Origin of the sequence: Lysobacter helvus (genome assembly GCF_018406645.1) — a bacterium.
Classification (GTDB): domain Bacteria; phylum Pseudomonadota; class Gammaproteobacteria; order Xanthomonadales; family Xanthomonadaceae; genus Noviluteimonas; species Noviluteimonas caseinilytica.
The window spans coordinates 2,967,908-2,984,554 of sequence record NZ_AP024546.1 but is presented as its reverse complement, the minus strand read 5'-3'; the positions used below and the strand labels follow the sequence as shown (position 1 = coordinate 2,984,554).

Here is a 16,647-nt window from a genome sequence, read left to right as displayed (position 1 = left end):
CCGGTGATGGCAGAGTCAATGCGAGTGAACGAGTCGTTCATGCGCCTCCCTGCGCTCCCGTCGCGCGCCCCGCGGGGCGCGCGACACATGCGGTCTTACTGCCGCACGATTTCCACGGTCGCGACCATCGCGCCTGCATCCGCGCGAGCCTTCCCGCCCGGCACGAACGTGACTTGCAGCGCATCGCGGCTGACCGCGCCGCTGCGTTCGTAGCGACGCAGCAGGTCGGTCACATCGAAGCTGAAGAAGTTCTCGCCCAGCGCTGCGTCCAGCTTGCTGCCGCCGCCGTGGTCGTGGAATTCGGCGTCGAAGAAGTTGATCGCGCCCACGTAGTTGTTCTTGTTGAGGCCACCGCCGCGGGACGGCGTGAGGTACACGTGGTACAGCACTTCCGGCTGCTTCCAGGTGTGCAGGTTCTTCAGCACCAGGTAGCTGCGCAGCGGCGAGGTTTCCGCGGCCAGGCCCAGCACGTTGCTGGTGGCGGCCTTGGCGGCGGAGATCGGACGCACGGTCACGTTGGTCGCGGTGGCGCCCAGGTCGGCCATGCCGGTGGACGCGGCGATGCGATCGACGGTGCTGCCCACCACGAGCTTGTGGCCCTTGGTCTTCGGCGTCGTGGTCGTGCCGCTGCCGGACGGCGGCGGCTGCTGCGGCGGGGGCGGCGGGGGCGGCGGCGGGAAGATCAGGTTGTCGTACGAGAACCCGAGCGGCGCGATGTCGAAGAAGTCCTTCAGCTTGCCGCTCACGCGCTGGCCGGTGCGGTCGGCGAAGGTGAACACCTTCGTCGCCCACGAGGCCGTCGCCGGGTTCACGCCACCGAAGTTCGCGTTCCAGCTCGCCCACAGGCGGTCGATGTTGGAGTGGTGCACCCAGAACAACGGATCGCGCGCCGCGTACGGCACCGCGCCCATGCCCTTGGTGTTGCCGACCAGCACGTGGATGCGACCGTGGATGCCCGAGTCGACCGCGCGGCAGAAGCCCTGCACGTCGCCGACGACGCTGTAGTTGGTCGTCGCCATCGTGGACGTGATGTCCATCTGGTCGGTCGGCTGGTTCTTGTCGATGCGTTGTCCGCCGTTCGCCAGCGCCAGGCGCTCGGGGCGATACAGCACGTTGAACACCGGATCGTTCGGCGAGCGGAACTGGATCGGCAGGATGCCGCGCTTGAGGGGATCGCTGGAGGTGTAATCCCAGTAAGGCAGCGAGAAGTCCGCGCGACCGCTGACCTCGCGCACGATCTGTTCGAAGAAGAACGTGAACATGCGGTGCCACGGCAGGAAGTGGTTCGTGTTCTGCCCCGCATGGGACTGGCACGTATTCCACATGTCGTTGGCCAGCGTGCTCTCCGGCGTGACGGTCGTGCCGAAGATGCGGGTGACTTCCGCGGCCTTGGTGGTCGCACCGTTGACGAAGTGCGTGTACCACTGCCACAGCCAGCTGCGCGGATCGTTCTCCGGGCGCGACTGCATCAGGCGGATCGCATTGGCGTAGGTCGCCAGCATGTCCGCGCCCTGCGGCGTGGCGATGTCGTAGCGGACGATGGGCGCCGATTGCGCGAATGCATTGCGTGAAAGCCACAGCGCCAGCGGCATGGCGGCCGCACCCTGGACGAACTTGCGGCGGGAAAGCGAAATCATGGGGAGGGGCTCCTGCAGAACGGCGGAATTTCGTCGAAGCACCGTTCGGCAGCCACGTGCGCGCGATGCGCACCGTCCCCCCGTTCGGTCGTCTTCGAACAGCAGACCGTGAAATGCGTGACAGACCGGTCAACACGGGTCACGGGGCGACCAGTGGAGGACGCCGTGCGAGCAACGGTCGAGCTGTTCGCGTGAAATCTTCGACACATCCATGAATGGCGCGCACGCGTGAAGTCCGTTAGCCTCGCGTCCATGCAAACGAACACACCCCTGCGCGTGTTGCTCCATGGCGCGAATGGCCGCATGGGCCAGGCACTGCTGCGCTTGTCGTCGTCGCGTGAAGACTTGCAGGTCGTCGGTGCGGTGTCGCGCAAGGTCGGGCAGCGCGTCATCGACGGCGTCTCGCAATTCGCCGCCGGCGAACTGGGCGGCACGCCCGACAGCGACGTGGTCATCGACTTCAGCCTGCCGGAAGCCTTCGATGCATTGCTCGCGCATTGCGTCGAACACGGCCGACCGCTGGTCACCGGCACGACGGGCCTGTCCGATGCGCAGCAGGCCGCGCTCGATGCGGCGGCCACGCGCATCCCCGTGTTGTGGGCCACCAACTTCAGCCTCGGCGTGGCCGTGCTCGTGGACATGGTCGAACGCGCGGCGCGTGCACTGCCGGGCTGGGACTGCGACATCGTCGAGCAGCACCACGTGCGCAAGCTCGACGCACCGTCCGGCACCGCGCTCACGCTGGGCGAAGCCGCCACGCGGGGCGGGGCGACGCCGCGGTATGCATCGCTGCGCGCGGGCGACATCGTGGGCGAGCACACCGTGCAGTTCGCCACCCTCGGCGAGCGCATCGAACTGATCCATCGCGCCACCGACCGCGACATCTTCGCCCGCGGCGCGCTGCATGCCGCCGCCTGGCTCGCGCGCCAGCCGGCCGGCCGCTACCGCATCGCCGACGCGCTGGGATAACCCATCGGGGGCAGCAAGCCTCACGCCTCGTGCGGGGCGGGGCGGGGCCGGGCAGGCGATAACGCAAAGAAATCGTTGGTATTTCCGGGCGACGCCCGTACAATTCCGGCTCGCCCGCCCACTGCCAGCCGGACCGGAAAGATCCCGAGTCCGTGCTTTGCTGCAACCTGCGATTTTCGTGCGCCAACGTCGCGCGATCCGGGGTGCAGCCAGGGGGCACTCCCCCATCAAGGCGAAGCCCGTGACCCTACCTGCCATCCTCGCGCTCGAAGACGGAACGATCTTCGAGGGCGTTTCCGTCGGCGCGCCCGGCCTGTCGGTCGGCGAAGTGGTGTTCAACACCGCGATGACCGGCTACCAGGAAATCCTCACGGATCCCTCCTACGCCCGCCAGCTCGTCACGCTGACCTATCCGCACATCGGCAACACCGGTTGCACGCCGCAGGACGACGAAGCCCGCCAGGTGTGGGCCGCGGGCCTCATCGTGCGCGACGTGCCGCGCCGCCCGAGCAACTGGCGCAACCAGCAGGCCTTGCCGGAGTGGATGCGCCAGCGCGGCGTGGTCGCCATCGCTGACATCGACACCCGCAAGCTCACGCGCCTGCTGCGCGACGGCGGCGCGCAGAACGGCGCGCTGCTGGCCGCGGCCTCGGCCGATGACGTGCTGGATGTCGAGAAGGCGCTGGAAGCCGCGCGCAAGTTCCCCGGCCTGAAAGGCATGGACCTGGCGAAGGACGTGACCACGCGCGACGCCTATTCGTGGCGCGAAGGCCAGCTCGACCTCGATTCCAACCTGTTCGCCTCCACGCCGGCGAAATACAAAGTGGTCGCCTACGACTTCGGCGTGAAGCAGAACATCCTGCGCATGCTGGCCGAGCGCGGCTGCGACGTCACGGTGGTGCCGGCGCAAACCCCGGCCGACCAGGTGCTCGCGATGCAGCCGGACGGCGTGTTCCTGTCGAACGGCCCGGGCGATCCGGCGCCGTGCGATTACGCGATCGCCGCCATCCGCACCTTCGTAGACAAGAAAGTCCCGACCTACGGCATCTGCCTCGGCCACCAACTGCTCGGCCTGGCGATCGGCGCGACCACCAGCAAGATGAAGTTCGGCCACCACGGCGCCAACCACCCGGTGATCGACCTCGATACCGGTCGCGTGATGATCACCTCGCAGAACCACGGCTTCGCGGTCGACGAGGCATCGCTGCCGGCGAACGCGCGCGTGACGCACCGGTCGTTGTTCGATGGTTCCAACCAGGGCATCGCACTCACGGATGCACCGGCGTTCTCCTTCCAGGGCCACCCGGAAGCCAGCCCCGGCCCGCACGACGTTGCGCCCTTGTTCGACAAGTTCATCGACGCGATGCGGGACCGGGGACCGGGGACCAGGGACCGGGGAGGAGCGGCGTGACACCGAGCCACTTCCGCGAACTGGATGTCTGGCAGAAGTCCATGGACCTCGCTGCGTCCGTGTACTCGCTGACGTCGGCCTTTCCGCGCGACGAGCGATTCGGGTTGTCGTCCCAGATGCAGCGTTCCGCGGTTTCGATTCCGTCGAATATCGCGGAGGGCAATGCACGCGCAACAACTCGCGATTACGCGCGGTTCGTTTCGCAAGCGTGCGGCTCCGCGGCCGAACTGCAGACGCAGCCATTGCTGTCGAAGGCGCTCGGATTCGCCATCGAACCCGACATCAGCGAAGCCCTGGAGCGCTGCGAAACGGTCAGCAAGATGCTTCGTCGTCTCCATCAGGCGCTGATCGAAAAGCTCGAGCCCCGGTCCCTGGTCCCCGGTCCCCGGTCCCGCTGATGTCCAAGACTTCGCGCAAACTGAAATTGTTCGCCGCCACGTTCCTGGTGCTCGCGGCCTATCCGACGTTCGTGCTCGGCACGGTGTACGCGCACTGGTTCAGCGCGAACCTGCCAGGCGGGCGCAACGGGCCCGCGGATGCGTATCGCCACACGCTGGCCAGCGCGACCGTCGCGTACACGACGTCGCCGCGCCTCGTCGCGCTCGTCACGCACGTGATGGAACGCGACGGCCAGGGCAGCGACATGCGCGCGATGGACGCCCACAACAACCGCATCGGCGCGCAGATCGGCGCGACGGCCCCCAGCTGGAACGAGATGCAGGCGCGCGTGCGCGCCGCCATCGACGCCGGCCAGGTGCAGGCCACCGATGCGAACAAGATCACCTGGCTGCCGCGCGAGCGGTGGCTGGATCGTTTGTACTGAGTCGAGGACGCAATGCCCAAGCGCACAGACATCAAGACCGTCCTGATCATCGGCGCAGGGCCGATCGTCATCGGCCAGGCCTGCGAGTTCGACTACTCCGGCGCACAAGCCTGCAAGGCGCTGCGCGACGAGGGCTATCGCGTCGTGCTGGTCAACTCCAACCCCGCCACGATCATGACCGACCCGGGCATGGCCGATGCGGTCTACATCGAGCCGATCCAGTGGCAGACGGTGGAGAAGATCATCGCGAAGGAGAAACCCGACGCGCTGCTTCCCACGATGGGCGGCCAGACCGCGCTGAACTGCGCGCTCGACCTGGCCGACAACGGCGTGCTGGAGAAATACAACGTCGAGCTGATCGGCGCCTCGCGCGATGCCATCCGCATGGCGGAAGACCGCGAACTGTTCCGCGTGGCGATGGCGGAGATCGGGCTGGACTGCCCGAAGGCCGCGGTCGCGCGCACGTTCGAACAGGCGGTCGAGATCCAGACCACGGTCGGCTATCCCACGATCATCCGCCCCTCGTTCACGCTCGGCGGCACCGGCGGCGGCATCGCCTACAACAAGGAAGAGTTCGAAGAGATCGCCAAGCGCGGTCTGGAACTCTCGCCTGTGCACGAGATCCTCGTCGAGGAATCGGTGCTGGGCTGGAAGGAATTCGAGATGGAAGTGGTCCGCGACACCGCGGACAACTGCATCATCGTCTGCTCGATCGAAAACCTCGATGCGATGGGCGTGCACACCGGCGACTCGATCACCGTCGCGCCGGCGCAGACGCTCACCGACAAGGAATACCAGCGCCTGCGCGATGCCTCGGTCGCGGTGCTGCGCAAGATCGGCGTCGACACGGGCGGTTCGAACGTGCAGTTCGGCATCAACGCGCAGACAGGCCGCGTGGTCGTCATCGAAATGAATCCCCGCGTGTCGCGTTCCTCCGCGCTGGCGTCCAAGGCCACGGGCTTCCCGATCGCCAAGGTCGCGGCCAAGCTCGCGGTGGGCTACACGCTGGATGAACTGCGCAACGAGATCACTGGCGGCAAGACGCCGGCCTCGTTCGAACCGTCGATCGACTACGTGGTCACCAAGATCCCGCGCTTCGCGTTCGAGAAGTTCCCCGCCGCCGATGCGCGCCTGACGACGCAGATGAAGTCGGTGGGCGAGGTGATGGCGATCGGCCGCAGCTTCCAGGAATCGCTGCAGAAGGCATTGCGTGGCCTGGAGACCGGCAAGGTCGGCCTCGACCCGACGGGCCTGGACCTCACCAGCGACGAGGACATGCTCAAGCTGCGCCGCGAACTGAAGGAACCGGGCCCGGAACGCATGTTCCACCTGGGCGATGCGTTCCGCGCCGGCATGTCGGTGGAAGACGTGCACGCGCTGTCGTTCGTCGATCCGTGGTTCCTCGACCAGATCGAGGAACTGGTGGCGATCGAAGGCGAAGTCGCCGCCGCGGGCCTGGGCGCGCTCGACAAGCGCCGCCTGCGCGCGCTCAAGCGCAAGGGCTTCTCCGATGCGCGCATCGCGCAACTCGTGGGCACGAACGAATCGGCCGTGCGCGCGCTGCGCAAGGCGCTCGGCGTGCGCCCCGTTTACAAGCGCGTGGACTCGTGCGCGGCGGAGTTCTCCACCAGCACCGCCTACCTGTACTCCACGTACGAAGACGAGTGCGAAGCGCTGCCGACCAAGCGCGACAAGATCATCGTGCTCGGTGGCGGCCCCAACCGCATCGGGCAGGGCATCGAGTTCGACTACTGCTGCGTGCACGCGGCCCTCGCGCTGCGCGAGGACGGGTACGAGACCATCATGGTCAACTGCAACCCGGAAACTGTGTCCACCGACTACGACACGTCCGACCGCCTGTACTTCGAATCGCTCACGCTCGAAGACGTGCTGGAGATCGTCGAGCTCGAACAGCCCAAGGGCGTGATCGTGCAGTACGGCGGGCAGACGCCGCTCAAGCTCGCGCGTGCGCTGGAAGCCAACGGCGTGCCGGTGATCGGCACCTCGCCGGATTCGATCGACCTGGCCGAAGACCGCGAACGCTTCCAGCAACTCGTCGACAAGCTCGGCCTGCTGCAGCCGCCGAACCGCATCGCGCGAAACCCCGACGAAGCCATCGCGCTCGCGCGCCAGGTGGGCTATCCGCTCGTCGTGCGCCCGAGCTACGTGCTCGGCGGCCGCGCGATGGAGATCGTGTATTCCGACGCCGACCTGTCGCGCTACATCCGCGACGCGGTGAAGGTGTCCAACGATTCGCCGGTGCTGCTGGACCGCTTCCTCGACAACGCGGTGGAAGTGGACGTCGACGTCATCGCCGACCACACCGGCGCCGTGCTGATCGGCGGCGTGATGGAGCACATCGAGGAAGCCGGCGTGCATTCGGGCGACTCCTCGTGCTCGCTGCCGCCGTATTCGCTGTCGGCCGCCACGCAGGACCGCCTGCGCGAGCAGGTGATCGCCCTGGCGCGCGCGCTGAACGTCGTCGGCCTGATGAACACGCAGTTCGCGATCCAGCAGGACGAAGCCGGCAACGACACCATCTTCCTGCTCGAAGTGAACCCGCGCGCCTCGCGCACCGTGCCGTTCGTGTCGAAGGCCACCGGCGTGCCGCTGGCGAAGATCGCCGCGCGCTGCATGGCGGGCAAGACGCTCGCCGAGCAGGGCGCGACGAAGGAAATCGTGCCGGACTACTACTCGGTGAAGGAAGCCATCTTCCCGTTCGCCAAGTTCCAGAACGTCGATCCGATCCTCGGGCCGGAAATGCGTTCGACCGGCGAAGTGATGGGCGTGGGCCGCAGCTTCGGCGCCGCGTTCGCGCGCGCGCAGGAAGCCGGCGGCATCAAGTCGCCGCCGGTGGGCAAGGCGTTCGTCTCCGTGCGCGACCCGGACAAGCAGCGCGTGCTGCCGGTGGCCGAAGACCTGGTGCGCCGCGGCTACAAGGTGGTCGCCACCGGCGGTACGGCCGCCTACCTGCGCGAACACGGCATCGCCTGCGAACAGATCAACAAGGTGATCGAAGGCCGGCCGCACATCGTCGACCTGATCAAGAACGGCGAGATCGTGTATATCGTCAACACCACCGAGGGCAAGCAGGCGATCGCCGACTCGTTCTCGATCCGGCGCGAAGCCCTGCAGCATCGCGTCACGTATTCCACCACCATCGCCGGCGCCCGCGCGCTCCTCAACTCGCTCGACCATCGCGGCCGGGGCGACGTGAACGCGCTGCAGGACCTGCACCAGGAATTGAACCTCGCATGAGCCGTGCACCGTTGACCGTCCAGGGCGCACAGCGCCTGCGCGCGGAGCTGGAAGAACTGAAGTCGGTGAAGCGCCCGGCGGTGATCCACGCGATCGCCGAAGCGCGCGCGCACGGCGATCTCAAGGAAAACGCCGAGTACCACGCCGCGCGCGAGCAGCAGGGCTTCATCGAAGGCCGCATCAAGCAGCTGGAAGCGGAGCTCTCGCACGCGCAGGTGATCGACGTGGCCTCGCTCAACGCCGGCTCGCGCATCGTGTTCGGCGCGACAGTGGAACTGGCCGACGCCGACAGCGGCGAAGAAAAGCGCTACCAGATCGTCGGGGACCTGGAAGCCGACATCAAGCAGGGCCTGATCGCGATTTCCTCGCCGGTGGCGCGTGCGCTGATCGGCAAGCACGAGGGCGACGTGATCACCATCGACGCGCCCGCGGGGCAGCGCGAGTTCGAGATCGTCGCGGTCCGTTACGAGGGCTGAGGCCATGGCCGCGCCCGGGCGCGCGACGTTCCTGCTGCCGGCGCGCATCCGCCTGGCGGGGCAGGGCATGCCGGCATCGCTCGCGATCGCACTGGGGCGGGCCGATCGCGCGGATGGCGAAGCCGGCGAACGCGCGCAGTTGCTGCGGCATTTCGACTTGTTGCCGCGCGGCTGGCCCGTCGCGGCGTTGACGCGTGCATTCGATGCGAGCGATGCGAACACCGGCGCGTGGTTGCGCGCGGATCCCGCGTACGTACAACCCGACCTCTCCGGCGCACGCTTGCTGGCGTGCGGCGATGCGTTGCAGCTCGATGCCGCCGAAGCCGAAGCGTTGCTGCAACCCTTGCGGCCGTTGTTCGGCGACACCGGATTTCCCATCGATGCGCCGCGGCCTGCGCGCTGGTACCTGCGCTTGCCGCGCGAGGCGAAGTTGCCGTCGATGGCCTCGCCCGACGAAGCCCTGGGCGCCGATTTGTTCGATCACCTGCCCGAAGGGCCGGAAGGCCGTCGCTGGCGTGCCTTGCTGAGCGAAGCGCAGGTGGTGCTGCACCAGCATCCGGTGAACGCGCAGCGCGTGGCGCGCGGGAAGCCGCCCGTGAATTCCTTGTGGTTCTGGGGCGGCGGCGTATTGCCGGACCACGTGACGACGCTGCACGCGTCGATCGCTTCCGATGAAGTGACGTTGCGTGCGCTTGCGCAGTTGACGAATTGCGCGGCGACCGACCTGCCTGCGCGATTCGCGGGCGGCCCTGCGCTCTACGACCTGCGCCCGCAGCGCGACCTGCATGCGTTGGCGGACGCGTGGCTGTCGCCCGCCATCGACGCCGTGCGCGCCGGCACGCTCGCGCAACTCGACCTCGACTGCGAGGACGGCACGCGGTTCACGCTGCGCCGCCATCAGCGCTGGCGTTTCTGGCGCAAGCCGCTCGCGGCGATGGACGCATGACGCTCGAACGCCGCATCGTGCGTCGTGCGCCGGTCGACCTGCGCGGCGACTGGCCCGACCACGTGCTGCCGTTGCTGCGCCGCTTGTATGCAGCGCGTGGTGCGGCGAACTGGGACGACGCACAACCGCGCCTGGCGCGCCTGCATGCGCCCGAAACGATGGGCGGGCTCGATGTTGCGACGCAGTTGCTCGCCGATGCGATCGCGCAGGATCGGCACATCGTGGTCGTCGGCGACTTCGATTGCGATGGCGCGACGGCGTGTGCGGTCGGCGTGCGCGGCCTGCGGTTGCTGGGCGCGCAGCGCGTGTCGCACGCGGTGCCGAATCGCGCGGTGCACGGCTACGGGTTGTCGCCGGGCCTCGTCGATGACCTGGCGGCGCTGCAGCCCGACCTGCTGGTGACGGTCGACCACGGCATCGCGTGCCACGCCGGCGTCGCCGCGGCGCGGGCGCGCGGCTGGCAGGTCCTCGTCACCGACCACCACTTGCCGGGCACGACGCTGCCCGATGCGCACGCGATCGTCGATCCGAACCTGCGCGACGACGGCTTCCCGAGCAAGGCGCTCGCGGGCGTCGGCGTGATGTTCTACGTGCTGCTTGCCCTGCGTCGCCGCCTGCGCGAAGGCGGCGCGTTCACCGCGGGCGCGGAGCCGGACCTGTCGGTGCTGCTCGACCTCGTCGCCGTCGGCACCGTCGCCGACCTCGTGCCGCTCGATGCGAACAACCGCGCGCTCGTCGGCGCGGGCATGCGTCGCCTGCGCGCGGGGCAGGGGTGCGCGGGCCTGCAGGCCTTGATCGAAAGCGCCGGCCGCGATGCGCGCACGCTCACCGCGTCCGACATCGGCTACGCGCTCGCGCCGCGCATCAATGCCGCCGGGCGCCTGGAAGACATGGCGCTGGGCATCGAATGCCTGTTGTCCGACGACGCCTCGCACGCGCGCACGCTGGCCGCCACGCTGGGCGAGATCAACGCCGAACGCCGCGGCGTGCAGCAGGACATGACCGACGATGCGGAAGCCGCGCTCGCACGCGTCGTGCTCGACGGCGCGTTGCCACCGGTGGTGTGCCTGTTCGATCCGGCGTGGCATCCGGGCGTCGTGGGGCTCGTCGCCTCGCGCATGAAGGAACGCGTGCATCGTCCGGTGGTGGCGTTCGCGCCCGCGGAACCCGGCAGCGATTCGTTGCGGGGTTCGGCGCGTTCGATCCCCGGGCTGCACATCCGCGATGCGCTGGCCGCGGTGGACACCGCGTTGCCGGGCCTGATCCCGCGCTTCGGCGGGCATGCGATGGCGGCGGGCCTGACGTTGCCGCACGCGGCGCTCGACGCGTTCTCCGAAGCGCTGCGCACGCATGTCGAACGCGTACTCGATCCGGCGGCGCTGCAGGCCGAACTGGTCAGCGACGGCGCGCTCGACGTCGCCGAGTTCGATCGTCGCCATGCCGAAGGCCTGCGCGACGGCGGCCCGTGGGGCCAGGCGTTCCCCGAGCCGATGTTCGATGGCGAATTCGACGTCACCGACTGGCGCGTCGTGGGCCAGCGGCATTTGAAGCTGACGGTGCGCGTGCCCGGCCGCGCGAAGCCCGTCGATGCGATCCATTTCGGCGGCTGGACCGGCACGCCGCCGCCGTCGCGCGTGCACCTGGCGTATCGCTTGTCGGTGGACGATTACCGCGGCGGCGATGCGATCCAGCTGATCGTCGAGCACCGCATCGCGGTCTGACGGAAGCGGAATCTGCCCGAAAGGTCCGGGCCCCAAGAACAATACCGGGGCATTCGCAGAGCTTGCATAGTCCCGCCGCAGACGTTGCGCGGGGACCTTTCCGGTCTGGACAGCGACGATCGCGCTCCCTTCCGCAGGACCGCTTCGTGCCCCCGGTCAACAGCCACGCCTATTGGGATCATCGCTTCCGCACGGACTGGGCGTCGCTCGGTGGCGAAGCGCAATCGCGTTGCTTCGCGCACGTCGCGCTGGAGGCGATGCCGGGGTGGTTCAAGGCATGCATCGCGGGTCGACGGTCGCGCTTGTGCGACTGGGGCTGCGCGGAAGGATCCGGAACACGTGTGCTGGCCGAGGCGTTGGGAGTCGACGCGGTCGGCGTGGATTTCTCGGACGAGGCGATCGCGCGCGCGCAGGCCCGGCATCCGCAGCTGCGGTTCCGCGTCGGCGACATGCGCGCTGCGCCGGGCGCCGAGGGCGCATTCGACGAACCCTGCGATGTCGCCTTTTCGTCCAACACCTTGGCGCACTTCCGCGACCCGTGGGCCGTGTTCGACGCGATCGCCGCGCGCGCCGAGCGCTTCGTCGTGTTGTTGTTGCCGTATCGCGAACGCAAGCTGCATCCCGAGCATTTCGTTGCGTTCGCGCCGAACACGTTGCCCGTCGCGCGCAACGGCTGGATGCTCGCGCACGCCGCGGCCACCGACCTGCGCGATTGGCCGAATGCCGGCGGGGCGGGCGAACAGGTGCTGTGCATCTACGCGCGCCCGGACGCCCTGGCCGACGCCGGCGTCACGCTCGCCCACCTGCGCATGGATACGGCGGACCGGGAAGCGACACGCACCGAGCTCGCGCTGGCCACCACGCAGGTGCGATTCGAAATTGCGCGCGCCCGCGCCTCCGAGGAAGCGCGCGCCTGGACCGCCGACCAGCTGACCGATCGCGAACTCCAGCTGGCCGCGCTCGGCGAAGCCCATCGCCTCGTGTTCGGGCGATTGCCGGCGCTCGAACAGGATGCCGCGGTCCTGGCCCGCATCCGCGCGTCCCGCCTCTGGCGCTGGAGCGCGCCTGTCCGACGGTGGTTGCGCTGAGGTAACGTTCCGCCTGCCGAACCCCATTGCCGCGACGGGAGCGTTGCAAGGGGCACCACGGTCCAGGGGAACCCAAAATGCAGCGTTTGTCCGTCGCGATCGCCGCCTGCGCGATCACGTTGTGCGTGACTACCGTCGACGCGCAGCGTCGCCATTCGCTTCCGCCGCAGGACGTCACCGCGCCGCCGCTCGTGCGGATCACGGGGGAGGTCGCCGCCAGGTTGCAGCCCATCCGCCTGCATTCGGCCGCGGTGCACGTCGATGTCGCCGGGCGCCTGGCGCGCACCACGATCGAACTCGAACTCCTCAACCCCAACGCGCGGCAGCTCGAAGGGTCGCTCGAATTCCCGCTGCAGCCGGGCCAGCAGATCGCGGCGTTCGCGCTCGACATCGGTGGCCAGATGCGCGAGGCCGTGCCGGTGCCGAAGGACCAGGGCCGCCAGGTGTTCGAGAGCGTCGAGCGCCGCCGCGTGGACCCGGGCCTGCTGGAACAGACCGCCGGCAACCAGTTCCGCCTGCGCGTGTATCCGATCCCCGCCAATGGCACGCGCCGCGTGCGGCTGGCGATCGACGAGGTGCTGCGTCGCGAAGGTGGAATGGGGCGGCTCGATATCCCGGTGCAGTTGCTCGCGGGGGCGGAGGCCTTCGCGTTGCGCGTGTCGGCGCGTGGGTTGCGTGCGGCGCCGGAGACCACCGGCACGTTCGATGGCTTGCGCTTCGCGCGCGCGGGCGATGGGTGGGACGCGCAGGTGCAGCGCGCGGCCTTCCGCGCCGCGACGCCGATCGGCCTGCGCTTTCCGATCGCCGATGCGCCCGCCGCGTACGCGACCACGACGGCCACGGGCGAACGCTACGTCCTCGCGGAAGTCCCGCTGCATCCCGCCGCACCCGCGCCGCGCACGATGCCGCATGCGGTCGGCCTGCTGTGGGATGCGTCGGCCTCGGCGCGCAAGCGCGATCGCGCCGCGGAATTCGCGCTGCTCGACCGCTACTTCGCGCGCATGGGCGAGGGCAGGGTGGTGCTGCGCTTCCTGCGCGACGTCGGCGAAGACGGCGGCCGCTTCGACATACACGGTGGCGACTGGTCCGCGTTGCGAAACGCGCTGGATCGCGCCGTGCTGGATGGTGCGAGCGATCTCGGCGATTGGTCCGCCGATCCCGCGATCGAGGAATACCTGCTCGTCAGCGATGGCCTGCGCACGTACGGCACCAAGGAACTGCCGCGCCTGTCGCCCACGCAACGCCTGTATGCGATCGATACCGCCGGCGCCGCCTCCGACACCGTGCGGCTCGGCAAGCTTGCGCAACAGCGCAACGGGCGCCTCGTCGCATGGCAGGGCACGCAGGGGCTCGAGGCCGCGACGCATGCGTTGCTCGACGAAGGCGTGCGCATCGTCGGCCTCGCGCCGCACGGCGTGACCGATCTCGAAGTGCCGTCGCGCTTCGTCGAGGACGGCGTGCTGCGCGTCGCGGGCCGCGTCACCGATCCCGACGCCTACGTCGATTTCACCCTCTCCGACAACGGCGTGCGCAAGACCGTGCGCGCGGCGATGCCCGCCAGCGATGCCACGCATCCGCAAGTCGGCGGCGTGTGGGCGGGGTGGAAGATCGCGGGGTTGTCCGTCGATCCGGAGGCGAATCGCGCGGAGATCGCGCGCATCGGGCAGCAGTTCGGCGTGGTGACGCCGGGCACGTCGCTGATCGTGCTCGATGCCGTCGAGGATTACGTGCGTTACGACATTGCGCCGCCGCCGGCCTTGCGCGAGGAGGTTGCGCGGCTGCAGGCGCAGCAGCGCGAGGAACGCGCACAGACCCGCAGCGAACGCCTGGACCAGGTGGCGTCGGAATTCGACGCACGCATCGCGTGGTGGAAGACGAAGTTCCCGAAGAAGGAAACGCGCCGCGACGCGGGATGCCCCGAGTGCGACGTTGCAGCGCCCGCCGCAGCGCCTCCTCCCGCTCCCGCGCCTGTCGCTGCGAACGCGCCGGAGGTCTCCGCAGTGGAGTCCACGACGATCCTCACCGCCGAGCAGGCGCAGGCGCTGGAAGTGCGACGCGACGCGGCGCGTGTGGATGCACGCGAGGCTGCGGACGCGGCGGCCGCGGCATCGGACCGCGACGCAGCGGCGGCCTCGCAGCGCAGTGCCGCGCCGCCGCAAGGCCTGCTGGCCCCGGGCGTCGAGCGGAAAGCCAACCCCGCCGCCACCATCACCCTCCAACCCTGGCAGCCCGATTCCCCGTACGCCCGCCGCCTGCGCGCCGCGCAACCCGATGCGCTCTACGCCCTCTACCTCGACGAACGCGACAGCCACGCCGACAGCACCGCCTTCTACCTCGACGTCGCCGACCTGCTGCTCGAGAAGGGGCGGCGCGCCGAAGCCCTGCGCGTGCTCTCCAACCTCGCCGAACTGCGCCTGGAGAACCGCCACGTCCTGCGCGTGCTCGGGTATCGCCTGATGCAGGCGAAGGATTACGGGCGCGCCGTCGAGGTGTTCCGCACCGTGCTCGCCCTGGCCGACGAGGAACCGCAAAGCCACCGCGACCTGGGCCTGGCCCTGGCGGCGACGGGCCAGCGGCAGGAAGCGATCACGCACCTGTACGACGTGGTCGCGCGCACGTGGGATTCGCGCTTCTCCGAGGTGGAACTGGTCGCGCTCAACGAGCTCAACGCGATCGCGGCCACGAGCCCCGGGCCGCTCGACCTGGCCTTCGTCGATCGCCGCCTGCGCCGCAACCTGCCGCTGGACCTGCGGGTCGCGCTGTCCTGGGACAGCGACAACAGCGACATGGACCTGTGGGTCACCGATCCGGACGGCGAGAAGTGCTACTACGCCCACACGCTGACGCGGCAGGGCGGGCTGATCTCGGACGATTTCACCGGCGGCTACGGCCCCGAGGAATTCGTGCTGCGCAACGCCAGGCCCGGCCGCTACAAGGTGGAAGCGCACTATTTCGGCGACCGCCAGCAGATCGTCACCGGCGCCACCACGCTCACGCTGTCCCTGAGCACGGGCTGGGGCACGAAGGCCCAGCGCGACCAGCGGGTCACGCTGCGGCTGGACGGCAAGGACGACACGGTGTTCGTCGGCGAATTCGACGTGAAATGAGCCTGCCACGCGGCCGGGGCCCGCGCCCCGGCTGCTATCATTCGCGGCCTCGCAACACGCAGCAAACGCCACCCATGATCGAACTCAATCCCGTCCGCCAGCGCATCGCCGACCTCTCCGGTCGGCTGCATGCGCTGAGGGGGTATCTTTGACTACGACGCCAAGCGCGAGCGCCTGGAAGAAGTCAACCGCGAACTCGAAAGCCCCGACATCTGGAACGACTCGCAGCGCGCGCAGGCCCTGGGCCGCGAACGCTCGCTGCTAGACAAGACCGTCAACGGCATCCGCGACCTCACCGAAGGTCTGGACGGCGCGAGCGAACTGCTCGAACTGGTCGAGCTCGAAGACGACCAGGACACCGCCAACGCCATCGCCGCCGACGTCGAGCGTTACGCGAAGCACGTCGAACAGCTGGAATTCCAGCGCATGTTCTCCGGCCAGATGGATTCGCATTCGGCCTTCGTCGACATCCAGGCCGGCGCCGGCGGCACCGAGGCGCAGGACTGGGCCGAGATCCTGCTGCGCATGTACCTGCGCTGGGCCGAATCGCGCGGCTGGAAGACCGAACTGCTGGAAGTCTCCGGCGGCGAAGTGGCGGGCATCAAGTCGGCCACGTTCCGCGTGGAAGGCGACTACGCCTACGGCTGGCTGAAGACGGAAACCGGCGTGCATCGCCTGGTGCGCAAGTCGCCGTTCGATTCCGACAACCGCCGGCATACCTCGTTCACGTCGCTGTTCGTCTCGCCGGAAGTCGACGACGAAATCGACATCGACATCAACCCCGCGGACCTGAAGACCGACGTGTACCGGTCGTCCGGCGCCGGCGGCCAGCACGTCAACAAGACCGAATCGGCGGTGCGCATCACGCACGTGCCGTCCGGCATCGTGGTGGCGTGCCAGACCGAACGCAGCCAGCACGCCAACCGCGACCGTGCGATGAAGATGCTGGCCGCGAAGTTGTACGAACTGGAAGTGCAGAAGCGCAACGCCGTGCGCGACGCGGTGGAAGCCACCAAGTCCGACATCGGCTGGGGCAGCCAGATCCGCAACTACGTGCTGGACCAGAGCCGCATCAAGGACCTGCGCACGGGCATCGAGCGCAGCGATACGCAGAAGGTGCTCGACGGCGACCTCGATGAATTCATCGAAGCCAGCCTCAAGTCCGGCCTGGAGGCCGGTTCCAAGCGCAGCGACGCGGCATGAACGACGAG

General features: G+C 68.8%; 12 protein-coding genes. 11 read left to right on the top strand and 1 reads right to left on the bottom strand.

The annotated features are described in order from the left end of the window. Nucleotides 1–95: 95 nt before the first annotated feature. Entirely contained in the window at nucleotides 96–1,637 is a 1,542-nt protein-coding gene (locus LYSHEL_RS14585) for a tyrosinase family protein (RefSeq protein WP_213434771.1), read from the bottom strand. 252 nt (nucleotides 1,638–1,889) lie between these two features. Here LYSHEL_RS14585 and dapB point away from each other — a divergent pair, with 252 nt between their 5' ends. From dapB to prfB, 11 genes are all read left to right on the top strand, one after another. After that, nucleotides 1,890–2,606 carry a 4-hydroxy-tetrahydrodipicolinate reductase gene (gene dapB, locus LYSHEL_RS14580; protein ID WP_213434770.1) on the top strand — a complete coding sequence of 239 codons (717 nt, stop codon included), beginning with the start codon at nucleotides 1,890–1,892 and terminating at the stop codon, nucleotides 2,604–2,606. Between the two features lie 241 nt (nucleotides 2,607–2,847). After that, nucleotides 2,848–4,017, top strand: coding sequence for a glutamine-hydrolyzing carbamoyl-phosphate synthase small subunit (carA, locus tag LYSHEL_RS14575; RefSeq protein ID WP_213434769.1), 1,170 nt, complete (start codon nucleotides 2,848–2,850; stop codon nucleotides 4,015–4,017). Then, nucleotides 4,014–4,415 carry a four helix bundle protein gene (locus LYSHEL_RS14570; RefSeq protein ID WP_213434768.1) on the top strand — a complete coding sequence of 134 codons (402 nt, stop codon included), beginning with the start codon at nucleotides 4,014–4,016 and terminating at the stop codon, nucleotides 4,413–4,415. The genes carA and LYSHEL_RS14570 overlap by 4 nt, the downstream gene beginning before the upstream one ends. After that, on the top strand, nucleotides 4,415–4,840 hold the full coding sequence (locus LYSHEL_RS14565; RefSeq protein WP_213434767.1) for a DUF6973 domain-containing protein: 426 nt from the start codon (nucleotides 4,415–4,417) through the stop codon (nucleotides 4,838–4,840). Before LYSHEL_RS14570 ends, LYSHEL_RS14565 begins: the two co-directional genes overlap by 1 nt. Before the next feature lie 12 nt (nucleotides 4,841–4,852). Next, nucleotides 4,853–8,098 (top strand): carbamoyl-phosphate synthase large subunit, encoded by a 3,246-nt coding sequence (gene carB, locus LYSHEL_RS14560; RefSeq protein ID WP_213434766.1) that lies wholly within the window; start codon nucleotides 4,853–4,855, stop codon nucleotides 8,096–8,098. Then, nucleotides 8,095–8,574 (top strand): transcription elongation factor GreA, encoded by a 480-nt coding sequence (gene greA / locus LYSHEL_RS14555; RefSeq protein WP_213434765.1) that lies wholly within the window; start codon nucleotides 8,095–8,097, stop codon nucleotides 8,572–8,574. Before carB ends, greA begins: the two co-directional genes overlap by 4 nt. A gap of 4 nt (nucleotides 8,575–8,578) precedes the next feature. Beyond that, on the top strand, nucleotides 8,579–9,520 hold the full coding sequence (locus LYSHEL_RS14550) for a phosphoglycerate mutase (protein WP_213434764.1): 942 nt from the start codon (nucleotides 8,579–8,581) through the stop codon (nucleotides 9,518–9,520). After that, a complete protein-coding gene (gene recJ / locus LYSHEL_RS14545) occupies nucleotides 9,517–11,241 on the top strand; it encodes a single-stranded-DNA-specific exonuclease RecJ (protein WP_213434763.1) in 1,725 nt (574 codons plus the stop codon). The genes LYSHEL_RS14550 and recJ overlap by 4 nt, the downstream gene beginning before the upstream one ends. Before the next feature lie 146 nt (nucleotides 11,242–11,387). Beyond that, on the top strand, nucleotides 11,388–12,329 hold the full coding sequence (locus tag LYSHEL_RS14540) for a class I SAM-dependent methyltransferase (protein ID WP_213434762.1): 942 nt from the start codon (nucleotides 11,388–11,390) through the stop codon (nucleotides 12,327–12,329). A gap of 77 nt (nucleotides 12,330–12,406) precedes the next feature. Further along, entirely contained in the window at nucleotides 12,407–15,436 is a 3,030-nt protein-coding gene (locus tag LYSHEL_RS14535; protein ID WP_213434761.1) for a VIT domain-containing protein, read from the top strand. Nucleotides 15,437–15,510: 74 nt separating this feature from the next. Next, nucleotides 15,511–16,639, top strand: a protein-coding gene (gene prfB / locus LYSHEL_RS14530) for a peptide chain release factor 2 (RefSeq protein ID WP_213434760.1) whose coding sequence is annotated in 2 segments (ribosomal slippage) — nucleotides 15,511–15,585 and nucleotides 15,587–16,639 — 1,128 coding nt in all. Because the reading frame shifts where the segments join, the coding sequence is not laid out codon by codon here. Nucleotides 16,640–16,647: the final 8 nt, after the last annotated feature.

Bases quoted from the DNA above. Each gene is read 5' to 3' on its own strand.
- LYSHEL_RS14585 (WP_213434771.1), bottom strand. From the start codon at position 1,637: ATGATTTCGCTTTCCCGCCGCAAGTTCGTCCAGGGTGCGGCCGCCATG.
- dapB (WP_213434770.1), top strand. From the start codon at position 1,890: ATGCAAACGAACACACCCCTGCGCGTGTTGCTCCATGGCGCGAATGGC.
- LYSHEL_RS14565 (WP_213434767.1), top strand. From the start codon at position 4,415: ATGTCCAAGACTTCGCGCAAACTGAAATTGTTCGCCGCCACGTTCCTG.
- carB (WP_213434766.1), top strand. From the start codon at position 4,853: ATGCCCAAGCGCACAGACATCAAGACCGTCCTGATCATCGGCGCAGGG.
- greA (WP_213434765.1), top strand. From the start codon at position 8,095: ATGAGCCGTGCACCGTTGACCGTCCAGGGCGCACAGCGCCTGCGCGCG.
- LYSHEL_RS14550 (WP_213434764.1), top strand. From the start codon at position 8,579: ATGGCCGCGCCCGGGCGCGCGACGTTCCTGCTGCCGGCGCGCATCCGC.
- recJ (WP_213434763.1), top strand. From the start codon at position 9,517: ATGACGCTCGAACGCCGCATCGTGCGTCGTGCGCCGGTCGACCTGCGC.
- LYSHEL_RS14535 (WP_213434761.1), top strand. From the start codon at position 12,407: ATGCAGCGTTTGTCCGTCGCGATCGCCGCCTGCGCGATCACGTTGTGC.